A 16,368-nucleotide genomic window follows, 5' to 3' on the forward strand; every position below is an offset into this window, starting at 1 on the left:
GCGCACTCTCCTCGCTTGGACGCAGTGTTACCGCTGGTAATCTACGGACCGGTGGCCGCTCCTGAACACCCCCCGGAGCCCTTCTTCACGCACGCTCCACGCCGCCCCCTCACTCCGCCGGGGGCCCGGCCCGGGCCGTATCGCGCGAACCGCTTTCCGCCGGTCCGCCCGTGCGGGATAGTGGACGCGGTCGAGGGCCGAGGGGGGCTCCATGGACATTCCGTCCGCGATCGCGTTCATCGCCGTGGCGCTGCTCCTGCCCCGCTTCCTGCCGCGCCCGAGGTTCGTCTCCGCGCAGACCGAGTACGACCTCCCGATAACCGCCACGCCCCCCGATCCGTACGGCCCGCTGCGCTTCTCCCTGCTCGTACCGATGGGGAACGAACCGGACATCGAGGGAACCCTCGTGGACCTCCTCGGCTCCCCCCGGCAGGACTTCGAGGTGCTGCTGCTCGCCCACCCGGGCGATGTCCCGAGCCTCACGTCCGCCTGGCAGCTGGCCGAGCGGCACCCGGGCCGGGTGCGTGTGGTGGACGGCGCCCGGTACGGCGACGATTCCACGGCGGACGCCCTGAACAGCGCCCTCTACAGCGGCCGGGGCGAACTGACGGGCGTCCTCCCCACCGGGGACGCGATCCGCGCGAGCCTGCTGGACCGGGTCGACGGCGCCTTCCGCGTCTCGGAGGCGGACGTCGTCAGGGTGGCCCCCGGGCTGCCGAGCGGCCGCTTCAACGCCCCGGATCTGTACGCCGTACTGGAGGATCTGGTGTGCGTCCGGGGCACCCGCCAGGTCCGCGTCACCGACAGCTTCCACCTCGGGCCGAGCGCCGCCTATTTCGTACGGACCGGCCTGCTGCGGGCGCACAACGGCTGGCGCGGCGACTTCGGCGTCGAGGAACGGGAGTTGATGGCGGGGCTGCGGCTGTCCCGGCACAACGCCAAGGGCGCCGTGCTGTACGGCGTGCCCACCCGGCACTCCACATGGGCCGACTCGCCGCGCCGCGGGGCGGCCGTCCGGCGGTATTGGGCCGCCCTGGAGCAGTTGCGCACCGGCCGGAGCCTCCACCTCCTCGCGCTCTCGCGGACGGCCGCGCGGCGCCACGGGCACCCGCGGATCCACGGCTGGCTGTTCGCGTACCGCACCTTCCTCTTCCCGGCGTTCGGGGGCCTGGCCGCCACGCTCGCGCTCTGGTCGGCCCTCCTGCTCCCCTTCGCGTTCCCCTCCCTGCCCCCGTACCGGTTCGCCCTGCCGTTCTGGGTCGTCTGCGTATCGATCCTGGCGAACGTACGTGCCGCGCTGTGGCTGCGTTCCCATGGCGAGCCCCCGGGGCCGCCGGGGCCGCCGGGGCCGCCGGGGCCGCCGGGCGGGTGGGCCCCGGGGGCCTGGGGGCTCGCCGCCACGGTGGTCGCCGGCTGGCTGCCGAACCTCCGCACGCTGCTGACCGCCTCCCTGCGCGTGCGGCGCGTACGTCCGAAGGTGACCGTACGGATCCTGTCGGCGGCGCGCGGTCCGGACCTGTACGAGCAGGACGACCTGATGGAGGAGGAGGCGGCCGAGCCGGACCCGCCTCCCCCCGCCGACCTGTTCACCATCGCCGGCGAGCCGGACACGCCCGCCGCGGCCGAGGCGATGGCCACCGGGCTGGACGCCCTGTTCCGCGCCCTCGGCCCGCCCCCCGAATCAGTCCGCACCGCCCGAACGGGCCCACCCCAGGGAGACGGAGGCACCAGCGATGACTGAGGAGATCGGCACCCAGCCCGACCGGCAGCCGAGCGCCCTCGACATCGCCGCGCAGTGGGCGCAGCTGCCCGCCGAGCACCTGGCCGTGGCCCTGGGCGCGCTGGAGCCGCAGCTGGCCCGCGAGCACAGGCTGCGGCTGGAGATCGAACGGGCCCGGGGGCAGGCCGAGTTGGCGCGGCTCCAGGCCGAGGCCGCCGAACAGCAGCGGGTGCACGGCCGGCACGTCCTGGGCGTGTACGCCGGGCTGGCGGTGGCGCTGGCCACGCTCGGCGCGTCCGTCTACTTCGGTACGCACGAGCAGCCGTGGCTCGCCATCACCTTCTTCGGGCCGACCCTCCTCGCGCTGGTGAAGATCTTCACCCTGCACCGCAGCGACGCCGACGACACGAAACGCGTGGCGGCCGCGGCCCGGGCGGCGGCCAACCTGCCGCCCCCGCCTCCCCCGCCGCCCTAGACGGTGCTACTTCCCCTCCATCGCGGCCACCAGCTGGGGGAGGTTGCCGCCGGCCACGACGAGGGCGAGGTGGTCGTGGTAGTCCCGGCTGCCGACGATCAGGCCGTCCCGGACCCGCAGCACCTGGAGGTTCGCGGCCTCGAAGGTCCGTCCGGTCGCCCGGTGGAGCACCCGGTAGTCGAACTCGGCGACGACCACCTCCGGGTCGTCGGTTTCCCGTACGACCACGTTCGCCGGGGTCAGCTCCAGCGGCGAATGCGCGGCGACCTGGGCGAACCGCTCCGCGAGCGCGGCCCGCCCCTCGATCCGGCGCGGGCCGACCGGCTCGAAGACGGTCTCCACGACGGCGTCCTCGGCGTAGAGCTCGGCCAGCTCCGTGTAGCGTCCGGCGCCGATGCCGTCGATCAGCTTCCGGAAGACCTCGCGCGGCGACAGCGTTTCAGGCATGGGTAACCCCCAGTGAGATCCGGATGCACGGATAGAATCGGACCAGCGACTCCGTTTTTACGATACGGACTGACAACTCCGGTTGTCCAGAGTGGTTTTGCCGTCGACGGTGAAGGGTGGAAGAGGAATGGGTGGCGCTCAGGAGCGCCCGCTGCGGGCGGACGCGGCCCGCAACCGCGCCAGGCTGCTGGACGTCGCCACGGAGGTGTTCACCACCCGCGGCGTCAGCGTGCCGACCGAGGAGATCGCCCGGACCGCCGGGGTCGGAGTCGGCACGCTCTTCCGGCACTTCCCGACCAAGGAGGCCCTGCTGGAGGCGGTGATGGTGCGCAGGCTGGAGTCGATCGCGGCCCGGACGGCGCAGCTCGCCGCCGAGGCCGCTCCCGCCGACGCCTTCTTCGCCTGCTTCCGCGTGGTGGTGGAACAGTCCACGGGCAAAGGCGAGTTGACCCAGGCCCTCGCGGCCGCCGGGGTGAACGTGCACGCGTCCCTGCACGGGCCGTCCATGGAGATCAAGGACCGGCTGGCCGAGCTGCTGACGGGGGCTCAGCAGGCGGGGGCGGTCCGCCCGGAGCTGGGCCTGGCGGAGTTCATCGCCCTCCTGGCCGGCGTCGGCAGGGCGGTGGAGGAGCTCGGGGCGGATCCGGAGCCCCGGGAGCGGATCTTCGAGGTCGTCTTCGACGGACTGCGGCCGCGCTGAAGGCTAGAGGAACGTTTCCGGATTGCCCATGAGCACCAGCGTCCCGGCCAGCAGCAGCCCGGTGGTGATCAGCCCGGCCCGCCGCCACGCCGGAACGGCACAGACCGCGACCAGGGCCGGGCCCAGCGCCGTGGCCCCGAGGGTCAAGGCCGAGGGCTGGGGTATGTCGCGCCCGGCGAGCGGCAGGATCTGGAGGGTCCAGGCCTGGAGGAGGAAGGCGGCCGGGACGGTCGCCTTCAACGGCCTCACGTTCAGCACGCGCAGGACGAGCCACAGCACCGGCACGGCCAGCACGGCCCAGAGGGCCAGGGCGGCGAGCGGGTAGAGCGTGAAACAGATCGTCACGCTGTCGGCGCAGCTCCGCGCGTCCTCGACCATGCCCCAATGCCAGAGGGCCATGGCCACCCACCCCGTGCCGGCCCCGGCGACCGCGCTCCCCACCACCCCGTAGATCTTGTTCATGCCCCAGAGGCTCGCATCCCACCGCCCCCGGGTCCTGAGTACGCGTACTCAGGACCGACGGCCGCAGCGCCGAACGGGCCCCGGCCGGGCCGCCGGGTCCGCGGCGCGGACCTAGTCGATGGGGCGGAGCACACGCTCCGAGCGGAGCAGGAGTTGGGCCAGCACGGCGAAGGCCGCGGTGCAGCCGGCGACGAGGGCCGCACTGACCGGGTGCGAGGGCTGTGGTGAGGCCTGGACCCAAAAGTAGAGGCGGTACTGGGTCTCCCCCGGGAGGGCCATCAGGTCGGCGATCCACGCGTGTGGGAAGAAGGGGCCGATCGGGAGGAGCAGCAAGGGGGCCGTCACGAGCCACGGACCGGCACCCAGCGCCAAGGTGCCGATGGAGTTGCGCAGGAGCGCCGCAGCGCACCACCCGACCGAGAGGTACAGCGCCTGCACCAGCAGGGCGCCGCCCATCGCGGTGAGCGCCTCGCCCCACCCGGCCGATCCGGCGTCGAGCACCCCGGTCGGGGACCCCGGGTCGAAGGAGTTCGACGGCAGTGACGGAGTCGGCCGGAGTACGGCCATGCCCCGCATGACGATCCAGAGGGTCAGACCGTTCACCACCTGTACCACGGCAAGGAACCCGAGTGCGGCACAGAGCCTGCGGCCGTACAGGACGTGCGTGCGATGTTCGTACAGGCGGAGCGCACCCCACGTGCCGCTCTCGATGAACTGCGCCACTCCGGTCGTCACGATCACCGTGGCGAGGAGGAGGCCGCCCATGGTGGCCGACTGCCACGCCGCGGCCCGCAGCGCGGACGCGGGTTCGACCAGGGCCGCCACCGTCGGGTGCTGGTGGCCGAACGCCGCACCACCCCACCACTTCTGGGCACCGGCGGCCGCCGTGGCCACGACCAGCAGGGCGCCGATCGCGTACACCGGGGGAACCCAGAGGGCTCGGAGCTCGCCCCTCCAGGCGACGCTGCGCCGATACCGCGCACGCTCTCCCGTCGCGCTCCGGCTCACACCAGGTCCCTTGTCCGGAAACGGCGCTGGAGGAGGGTCCAGAGCAGGGCGATGCCCAGGAGCGTCGGTACGGCCCGCAGGACGGCGGGCACCGTCGAGGGGGCGGTGGACGCCCAGAAATGGTCCCAAACCCTGTCGATTCCGCCGAACCCGATGATTTCGGGGAGCACCCCGCCGGGCAACCAGGCACCCACGACCGGCGCACCGGCGCTCTGCACCACGAGCACCAGGAGCAGAAAGCCCACGAGAGAACTCCGCAGGGGCAGGCGGACGAGTGCCGCGAGGACCACGGCTGTGGCGGCTGCAGCCGCCAGAACCGCGGCGCCCGCAACAAGGACCGTGGCCGTCTCGGCCAGGACGTGACCGAGCGCACCGGGACTCGGCAGCGGGAACGCCGAGCGGGCGTAGAGCATGCCGACGGTCGCCGTCACGGCAGACGAGACGACCACCAGGGTGAGCATCCACATCCAGACCGCGGCCGCTTTGGCGGACAGCAGGCGGCTGAGACGGGCCTCATAGAGCAGGCGCGGCACGATGCTCCCGCGGCTCCACTCGCCCGCGACGAAGAACGCCGCCACGAGTACGACCAGGGCCAGTCCCGGGATGGAGGTCGCGAGCTTCATCGTCCAGGCCAAAGAGGCGACGGGGTGCTGCCCGTTGGCCGCGCGGCGGCCGTACTCGGTGAAGGCCACCTCGTACTGCTGCAGGGTCTTCAGCTCGAGGGGGACGCTCTGCAGGCAAAGGGCCTTCTGTTCAGGGGAGTTCAGCGCCGTATCGCACCCCTGCTCAACCGTCGCGATGTTGTTCCGGACGTTCCCGAGACTCTCCGACGCGGAGCTCTGACTGCCGAGCGCGCAGTAGAGGGATCCGAGCGCGAAGAGAACGGCGAGCGTCATCCCCAAGGGGTGGCGGCACAGCCGGCGGTACTCGCCGAAGACCAATGACCTCATCGAGAGCCTCCGCCGGGCTGCCCGACCAGTCCGAAGAACCAGTTCTCGAAGGCGTCGGGCCCGCCGGCGGGGTCGTAGCCGAGTTGCTCCAACGTACCGGCGGCCGCCACGCGACCGTCAGCCACCATGATCACGCGGTGGCAGATGCGCTGGATCTCGTCGAGTTGATGGCTGGAGACCAGCACGGTGGCTCCACGGGCCGACTCCTCGGCGATGACGCGACGGACCATCCGCACACCCTCGGGGTCGAGGCCGTTCGCGGGTTCGTCGAGGATGAGCAGGTCCGGCTTCTTCAACAGGGCGGCAGCGATGGCCAGTCGCTGCCTCATGCCCTGGGAGTACGTGCCGACGCGCTTGTCGGCGGCATGGGCGAGACCGACTCGGTCGAGCACCGATCCCGTACGGCCGCCGTCGGGGCGCCCCGCGCTCTCGAGCAGCATGCGCAGGACCGCCCGGCCGGTGAGCCAGCGGGGGAACGACGGCGCGTCAAGTGCCGCGCCGATGCGGGCGAGTTGCGTGGGGCGCATCGGCAGCGACTCGCCGAACAGGCGTATGTCACCGGAGCTCGGCAGCGCGAGCCCGGTTATCAAACGCATGAGCGTGGTCTTGCCGGCCCCGTTGAGGCCGAGGAGGCCGACGATCTCGCCGGCCTCCAGGCTCAGACTGATCCCGTCCAGCACGGAGTGCCGCCGGAATCCCTTGGTCACTTCGCGACAGGAAAGGACAGTCATTGTGTGCGCTTTACTTGTTGTAGTTGACGCGCCCGTCGGACCACACCCAGCCCGGCGTGGACGCGATGGCCATGTAGAAGTCTCCCGAATTGGAGCTGCTGAACGACTTCCAGAAGATGGAGTTGTCGCAAGACCAGTTCAGGTTGGCCACCCACGCATCAGGCAGGAATGAGATGTCGCGGTTGAAGTCATATCCGACGCGAACGCCATTGGAAGCATTACCAGCGCTCGTGGCGCAGTGGTCCTGCGTGGCCGCCTGCGAGCCCGACGCGGCCGACCAGCGGCCCGTTTCGGCGCCTACGCCCTCGTTGTTGAACAGGAAGTTCTTGTTGTAGCTGTACGCCGCATTGGCGGCCGGCGCCCCCTCGGGTAAACGGAACGATACGTTCCGCAGAAAAGGCAATCTTCCTGCGAAGATCGTTAATCGGTCAAGCCGGCAGGCTTGGCCAAAAGTTGCGACTGGCCACGCCTCCTCACACCCGGAGCGCGGCACAGGAATTCCTGTCAGCAAATTCACCCAGCACTGAAAGCCGCCTGGCCTTCACTGCGGCGACGAGGAATAAGATTGCAGTGGGCGCCTTCCCGCTTCGGCGGTCCGGCACAGGGTGGCGGCGTCGACGGACCCCAACTCCCCCTTGTTGCCACGGCCTAAACGATCCGCATACCCGCGGCGTGCGGCAACTCTACCCCCAACATGACGCTACGTTAGCATGTGCATGATCGTCAGAAGGGGGGATTCCGCATGTCGTTCGACGCGGAGTGGGCGCAGCACAAGGCCGATGCGCAAACCGGCATGCGGCTCAACCACATCGCCCCGGAGGCGGGCGGCGGCGGCTCCGCCGGGAGCCTGCTGGCCGGGGTCGGGTCCATCAACGGCAACGCCAACCTCCTCATCGAGATCGCCGCGCTCCTCCACGAGGGCCGCCCGGACGGCGACGCGAGCACGATGGCCCGCGCGCCCCGCGCGCACTCGGACGTCGCCGCCCAGGCCCTCCGCTTCGCCCGCTTCGCCGACGACCAGTTCAAGGACACGATCGCCCTGTTCGCCGGCCTGGCCACCCGCCTGAAGACCACCGGAACCGACTTCGCCCACGTGGACGACGGCACCGCCCGGTCCTTCCTCGACAACCTCCTCGATTCGGGCCGGTACGTGAACCCGGAGGCCAAGTGAGCGGCCGCGCCCACCGCAAGGACGTCGAGTTCCTGGAGGAGTGCAACCCGGCACTGGTCGAGCGCAACGCCGCCGAGTTCCGCCGGCTGCGCGACCTCCTCGTCCAGGTCGAGGAACCCGCCCGGCGCGCGGAGACCCGTACCAAGTGGGAGAGCGACGGCAGTCACACGTACACCTCGCGCCTCGCCGAGGCCCGCCGGCTGGTGACCCACATGGCCGAGGGTTACGACAAGGCCGCGAGCGCCCTGCACGCCTACGCCTCCGCCCTCACCACGGCCAAGACGCACTACGGCAACGGCAAGCGCGCCGAGCGGGCGCTCGCCGCGCTCATCGGCACCAAGGGCACGGCGATCACCCGCACGGCGCAGGAGGCGGAGCCGATGCGCCAGTGGGAGGACATGCGGGCGACGACCGGGTTCCTCGACGGGCTCGCCGAGCTCACGATGGACGTGGACGACATCCGCGACGAGGCCAACCGGCTCCACGACGAGGCGGGCGGCAACTTCCAGCTGGCGAAGACCGCCGAGCAGGAGGCGCGGGACACGTGCGTGCACGCGCTGAAGCAGGCGTACGAGCTGCTGCCGGAGTTCACGGTGAAGGGCGGCGGCAGCCGCCCCGACCTGTACGCGGCGATGGCGGACATCCGCCGGGAGGCGGAGGAGGCCCGCACCAGCCCCCTGACCCACCTCCCGGGCAGCGGCCCGAAGCACGAGATGACGGGCCCGGTCGGCCCGGACACCCCGGTCTCCCCGGAGCTCCGCGACATCCGGATGCGGGTGGCGGGCCTGCCGGAGGCTGCGGACAACTACTGGATCCCGCTGGTCACGGACGGCATGCACGCGGATTGGATCTCCCAGAACAAGGAGGTCCTGCGCGCGGCGGCCAAGCACGCGGGACTGCCGGAGGAACTCGTCGCCGGCGTGGCCTGGCAGGAGATCGGGGGCTGGCAGCCCGGGTTCGTGGACGACGTCACCGGAACGCTGCGCGAGCAGGCGGCAGCACCATGGGGCCTGAGCCCGGTCTCCCCGGAGAATCTTCCGTGGCGGCTCGGCGGCAAACTCGACGAGACCTCCTACGGGCCGATCGCCATCCAGCTCCGGCGCGGTGCCGAAGTGCTCGGCTACGATCCGGCGCACCTCACCGACCACCAGCGGACCCTGGTGGAGGAGGCGCTCCAGGATCCCAAGCAGAATGCGTTCATAGCCGCCGGCTTCCTGGCCCAGATCAAGGCGGAGAGCGGTCTCGCCGACGTCCCGGCCGATCAGATGACGGAGGCCCAGATGCGGGAGATCGCCGCCAGGTACAACGGAGGGCCCTACTGGGATCTCCCCAAGGCCCAGGGCTACGGCGACCGGTTCGTCGGGAACCTCGGGCAGGCGAAGGAAGCAATGCGATGACGTACGGGCGCGAGAGCATCGACCTGCCCGAGGACCGGGGATGTCTGCGGTGGGTGCTCGGTGTTCCGCTCACCCTCATCCACGCGCTCAACGCCGGCGCCGTGGCGTTGGCCGTCTTCGCCGGCCCCCAGGGCGAGTGGGACCACCAGGGCTACGAGGGCGTCAGCGCGATGTGCCTGATCTCCCTGTGCCTGAGCGTGCTGGGCCTGGCCCTCACCCTCATCCCCAGCGTGCGCCGGGCCATGGGCCTGTGGTGGCTCGCCCCGCCCGTAATCCTCGGGCTCATCGCCTTCATCCGCGGGGAGACCTTGGGTTGAGGTCACGCCGCGAGAACATCGACCTGCCCGAGGACCAGGGGTGCCTGCGGTGGGTGCTTGGGCTTCCCCTCGGAGTCGTCCACGCGGTCAATGCCTTCCTCGTGTACAGCGCCCTTCGCTACGGTCCACAGGCCGAATGGGACGACCAGGGGTACGCCGGGACCACCGCGGTCTGTCTCCTCGCCCTCGCCCTGAGCGTGCTCGGTCTGCTGATCACCCTCATTCCGACGTTCCGCCGCACCCTCGGCATGTGGTGGTTCGCCCCGCCCCTCGTGCTCGGGGCGATCGCCTGGATCCGTATGGCGACGCTGGAGTAGACGACACGCCACAGCCCCCGCCCGGACGGGGGCGGGGGCTGCGGCGAGTGCGTGGCGCGGGTGGGGTCAGGCCGCTGCGGGGACCGGGGCCGGGGTGGGGGCCGGGTCGTCGAGCGGGGAGGCCGAGGCGGAGGCGTAGGCCTCCTTGTCGAGGATGCCTTCGCGGGCCGAGACGATGACCGGGACCAGCGCCTGACCGGCCACGTTCGTGGCGGTGCGCATCATGTCCAGGATCGGGTCGATCGCCATCAGCAGGCCGACGCCCGCCAGCGGGAGGCCCAGCGTGGAGAGGGTCAGCGTCAGCATGACCGTGGCGCCCGTCAGGCCGGCCGTGGCCGCGGAGCCGATGACCGAGACGAAGACGATGAGCAGGTACTCCTTGATGCCCAGCTGCACGTCGAAGATCTGCGCGATGAAGATGGCGGCGAGGGCCGGGTAGATCGCGGCGCAGCCGTCCATCTTGGTGGTGGCGCCGAACGGTACGGCGAAGGAGGCGTACTCCTTCGGGACGCCGAGGCGCTCGGTGACCTTCTGGGTGACCGGCATGGTGCCGACCGACGAGCGGGAGACGAAGGCCAGCTGGATGGCGGGCCAGGCGCCCTTGAAGAACTGGAGCGGGCTGACCTTCGCGACCGTGGCGAGCAGGAGCGGGTAGACGACGAACAGCACCAGCGCGCAGCCGATGTAGATGTCGGCGGTGAAGGTGGCGTACTTGCCGATGAGGTCCCAGCCGTACGTGGCGATCGCGGTGCCGATCAGGCCGACGGTGCCGATCGGGGCGAGGCGGATGACCCACCACAGGGCCTTCTGCAGGAGCTCCAGGGCGGATTCGGCGAGGTCCAGGACCGGCTTGGCCTTCGCGCCCAGCTGGAGGGCGGCGATGCCGGCGACCACGGCGAGGAAGACGATCTGGAGGACCTTCAGCTCGGTGAACGGCGTGACGACGTCCGTCGGCACGATGCCGGTCAGGAAGTCGATCCAGGAGCCGGTCCTCTTCGGGTCCTTGCCGTCGGCCGCGGTGAGGCCGGTGCCGGAGCCCGGGTCGGTCAGCAGGCCGATGGCGATGCCGATGCCGACCGCGATCAGCGAGGTGATCATGAACCAGAGGAGGGTGCGGGAGGCGAGGCGCGCCGCGTTGTTCACCTTCCGCAGGTTGGTGATCGACACCAGGATCGCGAAGAAGACGAGCGGGGCGATGGCCAGCTTCAGCAGCTGGATGAAGATGTCGCCGACCTTCTCCAGGGTGGTGCCGAGCCAGCTGATGTCCTGGCTGCGGGCGAGCCAGCCGAACAGGACACCGAGCACCAGACCGGCGATGATCTGGGCCCAGAAGGGGAATTTGAACGAGGCCTTGGCGGGGGCCTGCGGGGTCGCGGACGCGGACACGGACACTCTCCGGGGGTGACGCACAAAGAACTGGCGGATGGTTCTGCGATTGGCGGTGCGACAGCCGGAAAGCGCCGGCGGCCGGGACCGCTGCTGTATCGATTCAGCTCAACGACAACAGCAACAGGCCGCGGACACGCGGCGGCAGAGGTCGACGTGCAGGCGCGCCACGAGCGGGACGCTCGTGGTCATCGGGTGCGCAGCTGTGGTCAACATGTTGAACACGCTAACACTTACGCTTTGGGAATCTCAAAGACGTTCTTTGAGACAGGGGCGTACGAGGCCCCCTTGCGCCGGCCCGGAAAACGCGAACGCCCCAGCGTTACGGGCGGTATCCCCGGCGCTGAGGCGGTTCGGTGTGTGATGAAGCTAACTGGACCCCTACGGCTGCACGCGCGCCGCGTCGTCCGCCAGGTCCTCCTGGCTGCGGTTCGCGGCGAGCTTCTGCTTCGCACCCGCGACGCGGCCGGAGATCTGCTCGGACATCTCGTCGCGCTGCTTGCGCAGCAGTACGAAGGACAGCGGGGCGGAGAGGACGAGGGCGAGCAGCACGACCCAGGCGAAGTTGGCGTCGCCGAGGCCGGCGGGCACCCAGCCCAGGTTGACCAGTACGGCGACCAGGACGAGGCATCCGACGAAGATGCCCAGGCGCATCGCGGTGTAGCGGATCGTTGCGCTCGGCTTGAGGGACACGGTGACCCCTTCTCTCTCGTCGGTACGTCGGTCGGTACGTCGTCACGTGCCCGTCCAGTGAAGCACGCCGGGCCGCGACCCCGGTCCCCCGGGCCCCCGCCCCGGGGTCAGTGCAGCGGCAGCAGCATCGTGATGTCGTCGCGGTCGTCGCCGGGGGCCACGCGGATGGCGCCGGGGACGCGGCCGACCTCCTTGTAGCCGCAGGCCGCGTAGAAGTGCTCCAGGCCGTGGCCGCCGCGGCAGCCGAGGCGGATCGCGTCGACGCCCCCGATGGAGCGGGCGGCCGCCTCCGTGGCGGCCATCAGGTCGCGGCCGTAGCCCTTGCCCTGGTGGCGGGGGTGGACCATCACCGTGTACGCCCACACCCAGTGGAGCTGGAGCCGGTGCGTGTTGTGGGCGAGGAACGCCGTCGCGGCCACCTCGCCCTCCCCGTCGTGTCCGACGAGGAGCCGCATGCCGCCGTCGGCGACCGCCGCGAGCTGCTTGATGAGCGCCGGCCGGATGTCGTCGGCGCTGACCGGGGGCACGAAACCGACCGCGCCGCCCGCGTTGGTGACGTCGGCCCACAGCCGCAGGATCCCCTCGTGGAGGGCGGGGTCGACGACCGGATCCAGAGTGAACGTAAGGGTCATTGCGGGAGTCTATCCATTACCCGGGCGCTCGGTCCAGCGAAAAAGTAAGCCCCGGCCATCCCAGCCAGGGCTTACGATTTCTACGGTCCGACGGCGTCAGACCCGCATCGCCTGCGGCGTCTCGCGCAGCCCCGCGTCCGGGCCGGGGTACTCGCGGATGATCTCGTAGCGCGTGTTGCGCTCGACCGGGCGGAAGCCCGCCTCGCGGATCAGGTCCAGGAGGTCCTCGCGGCCCAGCTTGTTCGGGGTGCCGTAGTTGTCCGCGTCATGCGTGATCTTGTACTCGACGACCGAGCCGTCCATGTCGTCCGCGCCGTGCTGGAGCGCCAGCTGGGCGGTCTGCACGCCGTGCATCACCCAGAACACCTTGACGTGCGGCACGTTGTCGAAGAGGAGGCGCGAGACCGCGAAGGTCTTCAGGGCCTCCGCGCCCGTGGCCATCGTCGTCCGCGCCTGGAGCTTGTTGCGGACCTTGCCGTCCTTCATGTCGACGAAGTCGTGCTGGTAGCGCAGCGGGATGAAGACCTGGAAGCCGCCGGTCTCGTCCTGGAGCTCGCGCAGCCGCAGCACGTGGTCCACGCGGTGGCGCGGCTCCTCGATGTGCCCGTAGAGCATCGTGCTCGGGGTCTTGAGGCCCTTCTCGTGCGCCAGGCGGTGGATGCGCGACCAGTCTTCCCAGTGGGTGCGGTGGTCGACGATGTGCTGGCGGACCTCCCAGTCGAAGATCTCCGCGCCGCCGCCGGTGAGGGACTCCAGGCCGGCCTCGATCAGCTCGTCGAGGATGTCGGAGGCCGACATCCCCGAGATCGTCTCGAAGTGGTGGATCTCCGTCGCCGTGAACGCCTTCAGCGAGACGTTCGGCAGCGCCTTCTTCAGCTCGGAGAGCGAGCGCGGGTAGTAGCGCCACGGCAGGTTCGGGTGCAGGCCGTTGACGATGTGCAGCTCGGTGAGGTTCTCGTTCTCCATGGCCTTGGCCAGGCGCACGGCCTCTTCGATGCGCATCGTGTACGCGTCCTTCTCGCCCGGCTTGCGCTGGAACGAGCAGTACGCGCACGACGCGGTGCACACGTTCGTCATGTTGAGGTGGCGGTTGACGTTGAAGTGCACGACGTCGCCGTTCTTGCGCGTGCGCACCTCGTGGGCGAGGCCGCCGAGCCAGGCCAGGTCGTCGGACTCGTAGAGGGCGATGCCGTCCTCCCGGGTCAGCCGCTCGCCGGAGCGAACCTTCTCCTCCAGCTCGCGCTTGAGCCCAGCGTCCATCAGCCGGTCGCCTCCTCTAGATCCTGCTACCTGTCCTGCCAACCGCCACCCACCGTACTCTCAGCCCTCCTCGGGCAGTTCCCCGACCCGGTTCTCCCACTTCGTCGACAGCACGATGGTGGTGCGGGTGCGCGAGACGCCCTTGGTGCTGGAGAGCTTGCGGATGATCTTCTCCAGGCCGTCCACGTCACCGGCCCGCACCTTGAGCATGTACGAGTCGTCGCCCGCGATGAACCAGCAGTCCTCGATCTCCGCGAGGTCGCGCAGCCGCCGGGCCACGTCCTCGTGGTCCGCGGCGTCGGAGAGGGAGATGCCGATCAGCGCGGTGACGCCCATGCCGAGCGAGGCCGCGTCCACGGTGGCGCGGTAGCCGGTGATGACTCCGGCCGTCTCCAGCCGGTTGATGCGGTCGGTGACGCTGGGGCCGGAGAGGCCCACGAGACGGCCCAGCTCCGCGTACGAGGCACGACCGTTCTCGCGAAGTGCCTGGATGAGCTGCCTGTCCACCGTGTCCATTACGTGGAGCCTTCCATTATTCGGCGATCCTGCAAGTCTAGGTATAGAATCTAAGGCACACAGGGTCAACACCCTGTGAATCTTTCAACAGATCAATGACGATCTTCAGGAGTGGTTCACCGTGTACACGATCGAGATGGCCTACGCGCACATGCGACAGCTCCAGGAGCTGGCCAGCCGATCCCGTGCCCACCAGCCCGCCGCCGCCAAGCGCGTCGACAAGACCCGCAAGCCGCGCATCGCGAAGTAGCGCTACCCCCGGGGGCGGGATCCACCGATCTCCCCCTCCCAACGGCGGTACAGCCGGTGCGGCACCCCTGCCGCGTCCAGCACCCGCCCCGCGACGAAATCCACCAGATCCTGGATGTGCGTCGCGCCCGCGTAGAACGCCGGAGAGGCGGGCAGCACGATCGCGCCCGCCTCGTCCAGCGCCACCAGATGCTTCAGCGTCTGCCCGTTCAGCGGGGTCTCCCGTACCGCGACCACCAGCCGGCGCCGCTCCTTGAGCGTCACGCTCGCCACCCGCTGGAGCAGGTCCTTCGACAGCCCGAGCGCCACCCCGGCCACGCAGGCGGTGGAGGCGGGGACGATGAGCATCCCCTTCACGGGGTACGAGCCCGAGCTCGGGCCGGCGGCCAGGTCCCCGGCGCCCCAGTAGCGGACACCGTCCAGGTCCGGGCGCGCGAACGTGCCGGGCTTCCCGTCGGCCCCCCGCTCCAGCCACTCCCCCAGGTCCTCCCGCCAGTGCGCGTCGCGGAAGGCGATCCCGGTTTCGTCCAGCAGGGTGAGCCGCGAAGCCCGGCTGACCACCAGATCGACGCCCTCCCCCGCCGCGAGCAGCCCGCGGAGCACCGCCGCCGCGTACGGCGTCCCGGACGCCCCGGAAACCCCGACGACCCACGGGGTGCGATTGCGCTCAGTCATACCTCCGAGACTATCCGGCCACCGCCCGCGGGCACTCGCTAAGGTGGCCGGACGTTCCAGAGGGTGGGACGGCACGGGGGGCGAAGATGAGCACGACCATGGGCACGACGGCCGAACCGGCCTGGACGCAGGGCGACCGCGCGAAGGCCGCGGCCAAGCTGATGCTCGGCTGGGTGGCACTGCTGTGGGTGATCGAGGCGATCGATCTCGCCACCGGCCACGCGCTGGACGCGTACGGGATCTTCCCCCGCGACCCCGACCGGCTGATCGGCATCGCCGCCCACCCGTTCCTGCACTTCGGCTTCGGCCACGTGGCGGCCAACAGCCTCCCGCTGCTGGTCCTCGGCTTCATCGCCGCCCTCAGCGGCATACGCCGCTTCCTGGCCGTCAGCGCCCTGAACATCGCCGCGGTCGGGATCGGGTCCTGGCTGCTCGCCCCGCCGAACACCGTCGGAGCCGGCGCCTCGGGGCTGGTCTTCGGCCTCTTCGGCTACGTGGTGGTCCGCGGCTTCGTCGAACGCAAGCCGCTCAACGCGGCGGTGGCCCTGGTCATCGGCGTGCTCTGGGGCAGCACGGCCTTCCTCGGCATCCTGCCCACGGACTCCGGAGTCGGCTGGTACGCCCACCTCATCGGCCTCGTCGCGGGCGTCCTGACGGCTCTGTACTTCCGCAGGCCGTGACTCAGGCCGTGGCCCCCGGGTCGACGGGCAGGGCGGAGGTGTCGATCGCGACCTTCCCGATCCCGGTGTCCACGACGACCGTCTCGCCGTACGGGATCTCGTCACGGCCCCGGTAGCCGTCCGGACCGGGGTTCCAGAGGGTCGTGCACTGCGACTTGTACGGGTCGAAGATCAGGTAGTGCGGGATGCCGCGCCGGGCGTAGGCCCGGTCCTTGACCTCGTAGTCGTTGCGCACGCTGCTCGGTGAGACGACCTCGATGACCAGCTTGATCAGGTCCGGCGAGTAGGCAGCGAGGTTCCTGGCCGCCTCCGTCGCGGGGATCACCGCCAGGTCGGGGCAGAACTCGTTGTCACCGTCGAACGGGACGGCCACGTCGCTGAGGCAGTCCCACTCCTCCGTCAGCTGCGCGCTGAGTGCGTTCCACAGCGGCCAGAGGGTGGCCTTGTCGTACGGCTTGACCGGACTCAGCACGATGCTGCCCTCGACGATCTCCGAGTGGTAGCCCGGGAACATGTCCTCGAACCGGCTGAGCTGCGAGTGCAGGCGGTCGCTTCCGGAGGTGGTCACAACCGGCACGCTAG

Annotated in this window: 22 protein-coding genes; 9 read left to right on the top strand and 13 right to left on the bottom strand. The window is 70.4% G+C overall.

Annotated features, from left to right (window positions below; translation table 11 throughout):
- Window positions 1-211: 211 nt before the first annotated feature.
- Window positions 212-1,741 carry a hypothetical protein gene (locus ACFTXQ_RS20140; RefSeq protein WP_382642544.1) on the top strand — a complete coding sequence of 510 codons (1,530 nt, stop codon included), beginning with the start codon at window positions 212-214 and terminating at the stop codon, window positions 1,739-1,741.
- Entirely contained in the window at window positions 1,734-2,195 is a 462-nt protein-coding gene (locus tag ACFTXQ_RS20145; RefSeq protein ID WP_382642546.1) for a hypothetical protein, read from the top strand. The genes ACFTXQ_RS20140 and ACFTXQ_RS20145 overlap by 8 nt, the downstream gene beginning before the upstream one ends.
- Before the next feature lie 6 nt (window positions 2,196-2,201).
- Here the strand turns inward: ACFTXQ_RS20145 and ACFTXQ_RS20150 are convergent, their stop codons facing one another.
- Window positions 2,202-2,642 (bottom strand): nuclear transport factor 2 family protein, encoded by a 441-nt coding sequence (locus ACFTXQ_RS20150; protein WP_382642548.1) that lies wholly within the window; start codon window positions 2,640-2,642, stop codon window positions 2,202-2,204.
- A gap of 127 nt (window positions 2,643-2,769) precedes the next feature.
- Here ACFTXQ_RS20150 and ACFTXQ_RS20155 point away from each other — a divergent pair, with 127 nt between their 5' ends.
- Window positions 2,770-3,342 (top strand): TetR/AcrR family transcriptional regulator, encoded by a 573-nt coding sequence (locus ACFTXQ_RS20155; protein WP_382642550.1) that lies wholly within the window; start codon window positions 2,770-2,772, stop codon window positions 3,340-3,342.
- Between the two features lie 3 nt (window positions 3,343-3,345).
- Here ACFTXQ_RS20155 and ACFTXQ_RS20160 read toward each other — a convergent pair whose 3' ends face one another.
- The 5 genes from ACFTXQ_RS20160 to ACFTXQ_RS20180 all read right to left on the bottom strand — a co-directional run bounded on the left by ACFTXQ_RS20160 (window position 3,346) and on the right by ACFTXQ_RS20180 (window position 7,010).
- Window positions 3,346-3,804: a hypothetical protein gene (locus ACFTXQ_RS20160; RefSeq protein WP_382642552.1), complete on the bottom strand. Its 459-nt coding sequence runs from the start codon at window positions 3,802-3,804 to the stop codon at window positions 3,346-3,348.
- Between the two features lie 111 nt (window positions 3,805-3,915).
- Entirely contained in the window at window positions 3,916-4,725 is an 810-nt protein-coding gene (locus ACFTXQ_RS20165) for a hypothetical protein (RefSeq protein WP_382642554.1), read from the bottom strand.
- Window positions 4,726-4,808: 83 nt separating this feature from the next.
- Window positions 4,809-5,762, bottom strand: a complete 954-nt coding sequence (locus ACFTXQ_RS20170) for a hypothetical protein (protein WP_382642556.1) — start codon at window positions 5,760-5,762, stop codon at window positions 4,809-4,811.
- Window positions 5,759-6,469 (bottom strand): ABC transporter ATP-binding protein, encoded by a 711-nt coding sequence (locus ACFTXQ_RS20175; RefSeq protein ID WP_382642558.1) that lies wholly within the window; start codon window positions 6,467-6,469, stop codon window positions 5,759-5,761. Before ACFTXQ_RS20175 ends, ACFTXQ_RS20170 begins: the two co-directional genes overlap by 4 nt.
- Window positions 6,470-6,503: 34 nt before the next feature.
- Window positions 6,504-7,010 (bottom strand): hypothetical protein, encoded by a 507-nt coding sequence (locus tag ACFTXQ_RS20180; protein WP_382642560.1) that lies wholly within the window; start codon window positions 7,008-7,010, stop codon window positions 6,504-6,506.
- Between the two features lie 225 nt (window positions 7,011-7,235).
- On the opposite strand from ACFTXQ_RS20180, the gene ACFTXQ_RS20185 reads away from it, so the two are divergent.
- Genes ACFTXQ_RS20185 through ACFTXQ_RS20200 form a run of 4 tightly spaced genes read left to right on the top strand, consistent with a single transcriptional unit; the run spans window position 7,236 to window position 9,695 of the window.
- Window positions 7,236-7,664: a hypothetical protein gene (locus tag ACFTXQ_RS20185; protein ID WP_382642562.1), complete on the top strand. Its 429-nt coding sequence runs from the start codon at window positions 7,236-7,238 to the stop codon at window positions 7,662-7,664.
- The gene (locus tag ACFTXQ_RS20190; RefSeq protein ID WP_382642563.1) at window positions 7,661-9,061 is read left to right on the top strand and encodes a hypothetical protein; all 1,401 of its coding nucleotides are present in this window, start codon (window positions 7,661-7,663) and stop codon (window positions 9,059-9,061) included. Before ACFTXQ_RS20185 ends, ACFTXQ_RS20190 begins: the two co-directional genes overlap by 4 nt.
- The gene (locus tag ACFTXQ_RS20195) at window positions 9,058-9,378 is read left to right on the top strand and encodes a hypothetical protein (RefSeq protein ID WP_382642564.1); all 321 of its coding nucleotides are present in this window, start codon (window positions 9,058-9,060) and stop codon (window positions 9,376-9,378) included. The genes ACFTXQ_RS20190 and ACFTXQ_RS20195 overlap by 4 nt, the downstream gene beginning before the upstream one ends.
- A complete protein-coding gene (locus ACFTXQ_RS20200) occupies window positions 9,375-9,695 on the top strand; it encodes a hypothetical protein (protein WP_382642566.1) in 321 nt (106 codons plus the stop codon). The genes ACFTXQ_RS20195 and ACFTXQ_RS20200 overlap by 4 nt, the downstream gene beginning before the upstream one ends.
- Before the next feature lie 66 nt (window positions 9,696-9,761).
- On the opposite strand, the gene ACFTXQ_RS20205 is transcribed toward ACFTXQ_RS20200, so the two are convergent.
- The 5 genes from ACFTXQ_RS20205 to ACFTXQ_RS20225 form a co-directional block, all read right to left on the bottom strand.
- The gene (locus ACFTXQ_RS20205) at window positions 9,762-11,081 is read right to left on the bottom strand and encodes a dicarboxylate/amino acid:cation symporter (RefSeq protein WP_382642570.1); all 1,320 of its coding nucleotides are present in this window, start codon (window positions 11,079-11,081) and stop codon (window positions 9,762-9,764) included.
- 381 nt (window positions 11,082-11,462) lie between these two features.
- Complete coding sequence (locus tag ACFTXQ_RS20210) at window positions 11,463-11,735, bottom strand: DUF4229 domain-containing protein (RefSeq protein ID WP_382642696.1); 273 nt, start codon at window positions 11,733-11,735, stop codon at window positions 11,463-11,465.
- A 146-nt stretch (window positions 11,736-11,881) separates the two neighbouring features.
- On the bottom strand, window positions 11,882-12,406 hold the full coding sequence (locus ACFTXQ_RS20215; protein WP_382642572.1) for a GNAT family N-acetyltransferase: 525 nt from the start codon (window positions 12,404-12,406) through the stop codon (window positions 11,882-11,884).
- 96 nt (window positions 12,407-12,502) lie between these two features.
- Window positions 12,503-13,666 carry an aminofutalosine synthase MqnE gene (gene mqnE / locus ACFTXQ_RS20220; RefSeq protein ID WP_382642574.1) on the bottom strand — a complete coding sequence of 388 codons (1,164 nt, stop codon included), beginning with the start codon at window positions 13,664-13,666 and terminating at the stop codon, window positions 12,503-12,505.
- 60 nt (window positions 13,667-13,726) lie between these two features.
- Window positions 13,727-14,182 (bottom strand): Lrp/AsnC family transcriptional regulator, encoded by a 456-nt coding sequence (locus ACFTXQ_RS20225; protein ID WP_382642575.1) that lies wholly within the window; start codon window positions 14,180-14,182, stop codon window positions 13,727-13,729.
- 121 nt (window positions 14,183-14,303) lie between these two features.
- On the opposite strand from ACFTXQ_RS20225, the gene ACFTXQ_RS20230 reads away from it, so the two are divergent.
- A complete protein-coding gene (locus tag ACFTXQ_RS20230; RefSeq protein ID WP_382642703.1) occupies window positions 14,304-14,432 on the top strand; it encodes a hypothetical protein in 129 nt (42 codons plus the stop codon).
- Window positions 14,433-14,434: 2 nt separating this feature from the next.
- On the opposite strand, the gene ACFTXQ_RS20235 is transcribed toward ACFTXQ_RS20230, so the two are convergent.
- The gene (locus tag ACFTXQ_RS20235) at window positions 14,435-15,106 is read right to left on the bottom strand and encodes a UbiX family flavin prenyltransferase (protein ID WP_382642577.1); all 672 of its coding nucleotides are present in this window, start codon (window positions 15,104-15,106) and stop codon (window positions 14,435-14,437) included.
- 86 nt (window positions 15,107-15,192) lie between these two features.
- Here ACFTXQ_RS20235 and ACFTXQ_RS20240 point away from each other — a divergent pair, with 86 nt between their 5' ends.
- Entirely contained in the window at window positions 15,193-15,786 is a 594-nt protein-coding gene (locus ACFTXQ_RS20240; protein ID WP_382642579.1) for a rhomboid family intramembrane serine protease, read from the top strand.
- A 1-nt stretch (window position 15,787) separates the two neighbouring features.
- On the opposite strand, the gene ACFTXQ_RS20245 is transcribed toward ACFTXQ_RS20240, so the two are convergent.
- Complete coding sequence (locus ACFTXQ_RS20245) at window positions 15,788-16,354, bottom strand: Uma2 family endonuclease (RefSeq protein WP_382642581.1); 567 nt, start codon at window positions 16,352-16,354, stop codon at window positions 15,788-15,790.
- Window positions 16,355-16,368 lie beyond the last annotated feature (14 nt).

The sequence above is a fragment of the Streptomyces sp. NPDC057010 genome (assembly GCF_042673805.1).
Classification (GTDB): domain Bacteria; phylum Actinomycetota; class Actinomycetes; order Streptomycetales; family Streptomycetaceae; genus Streptomyces.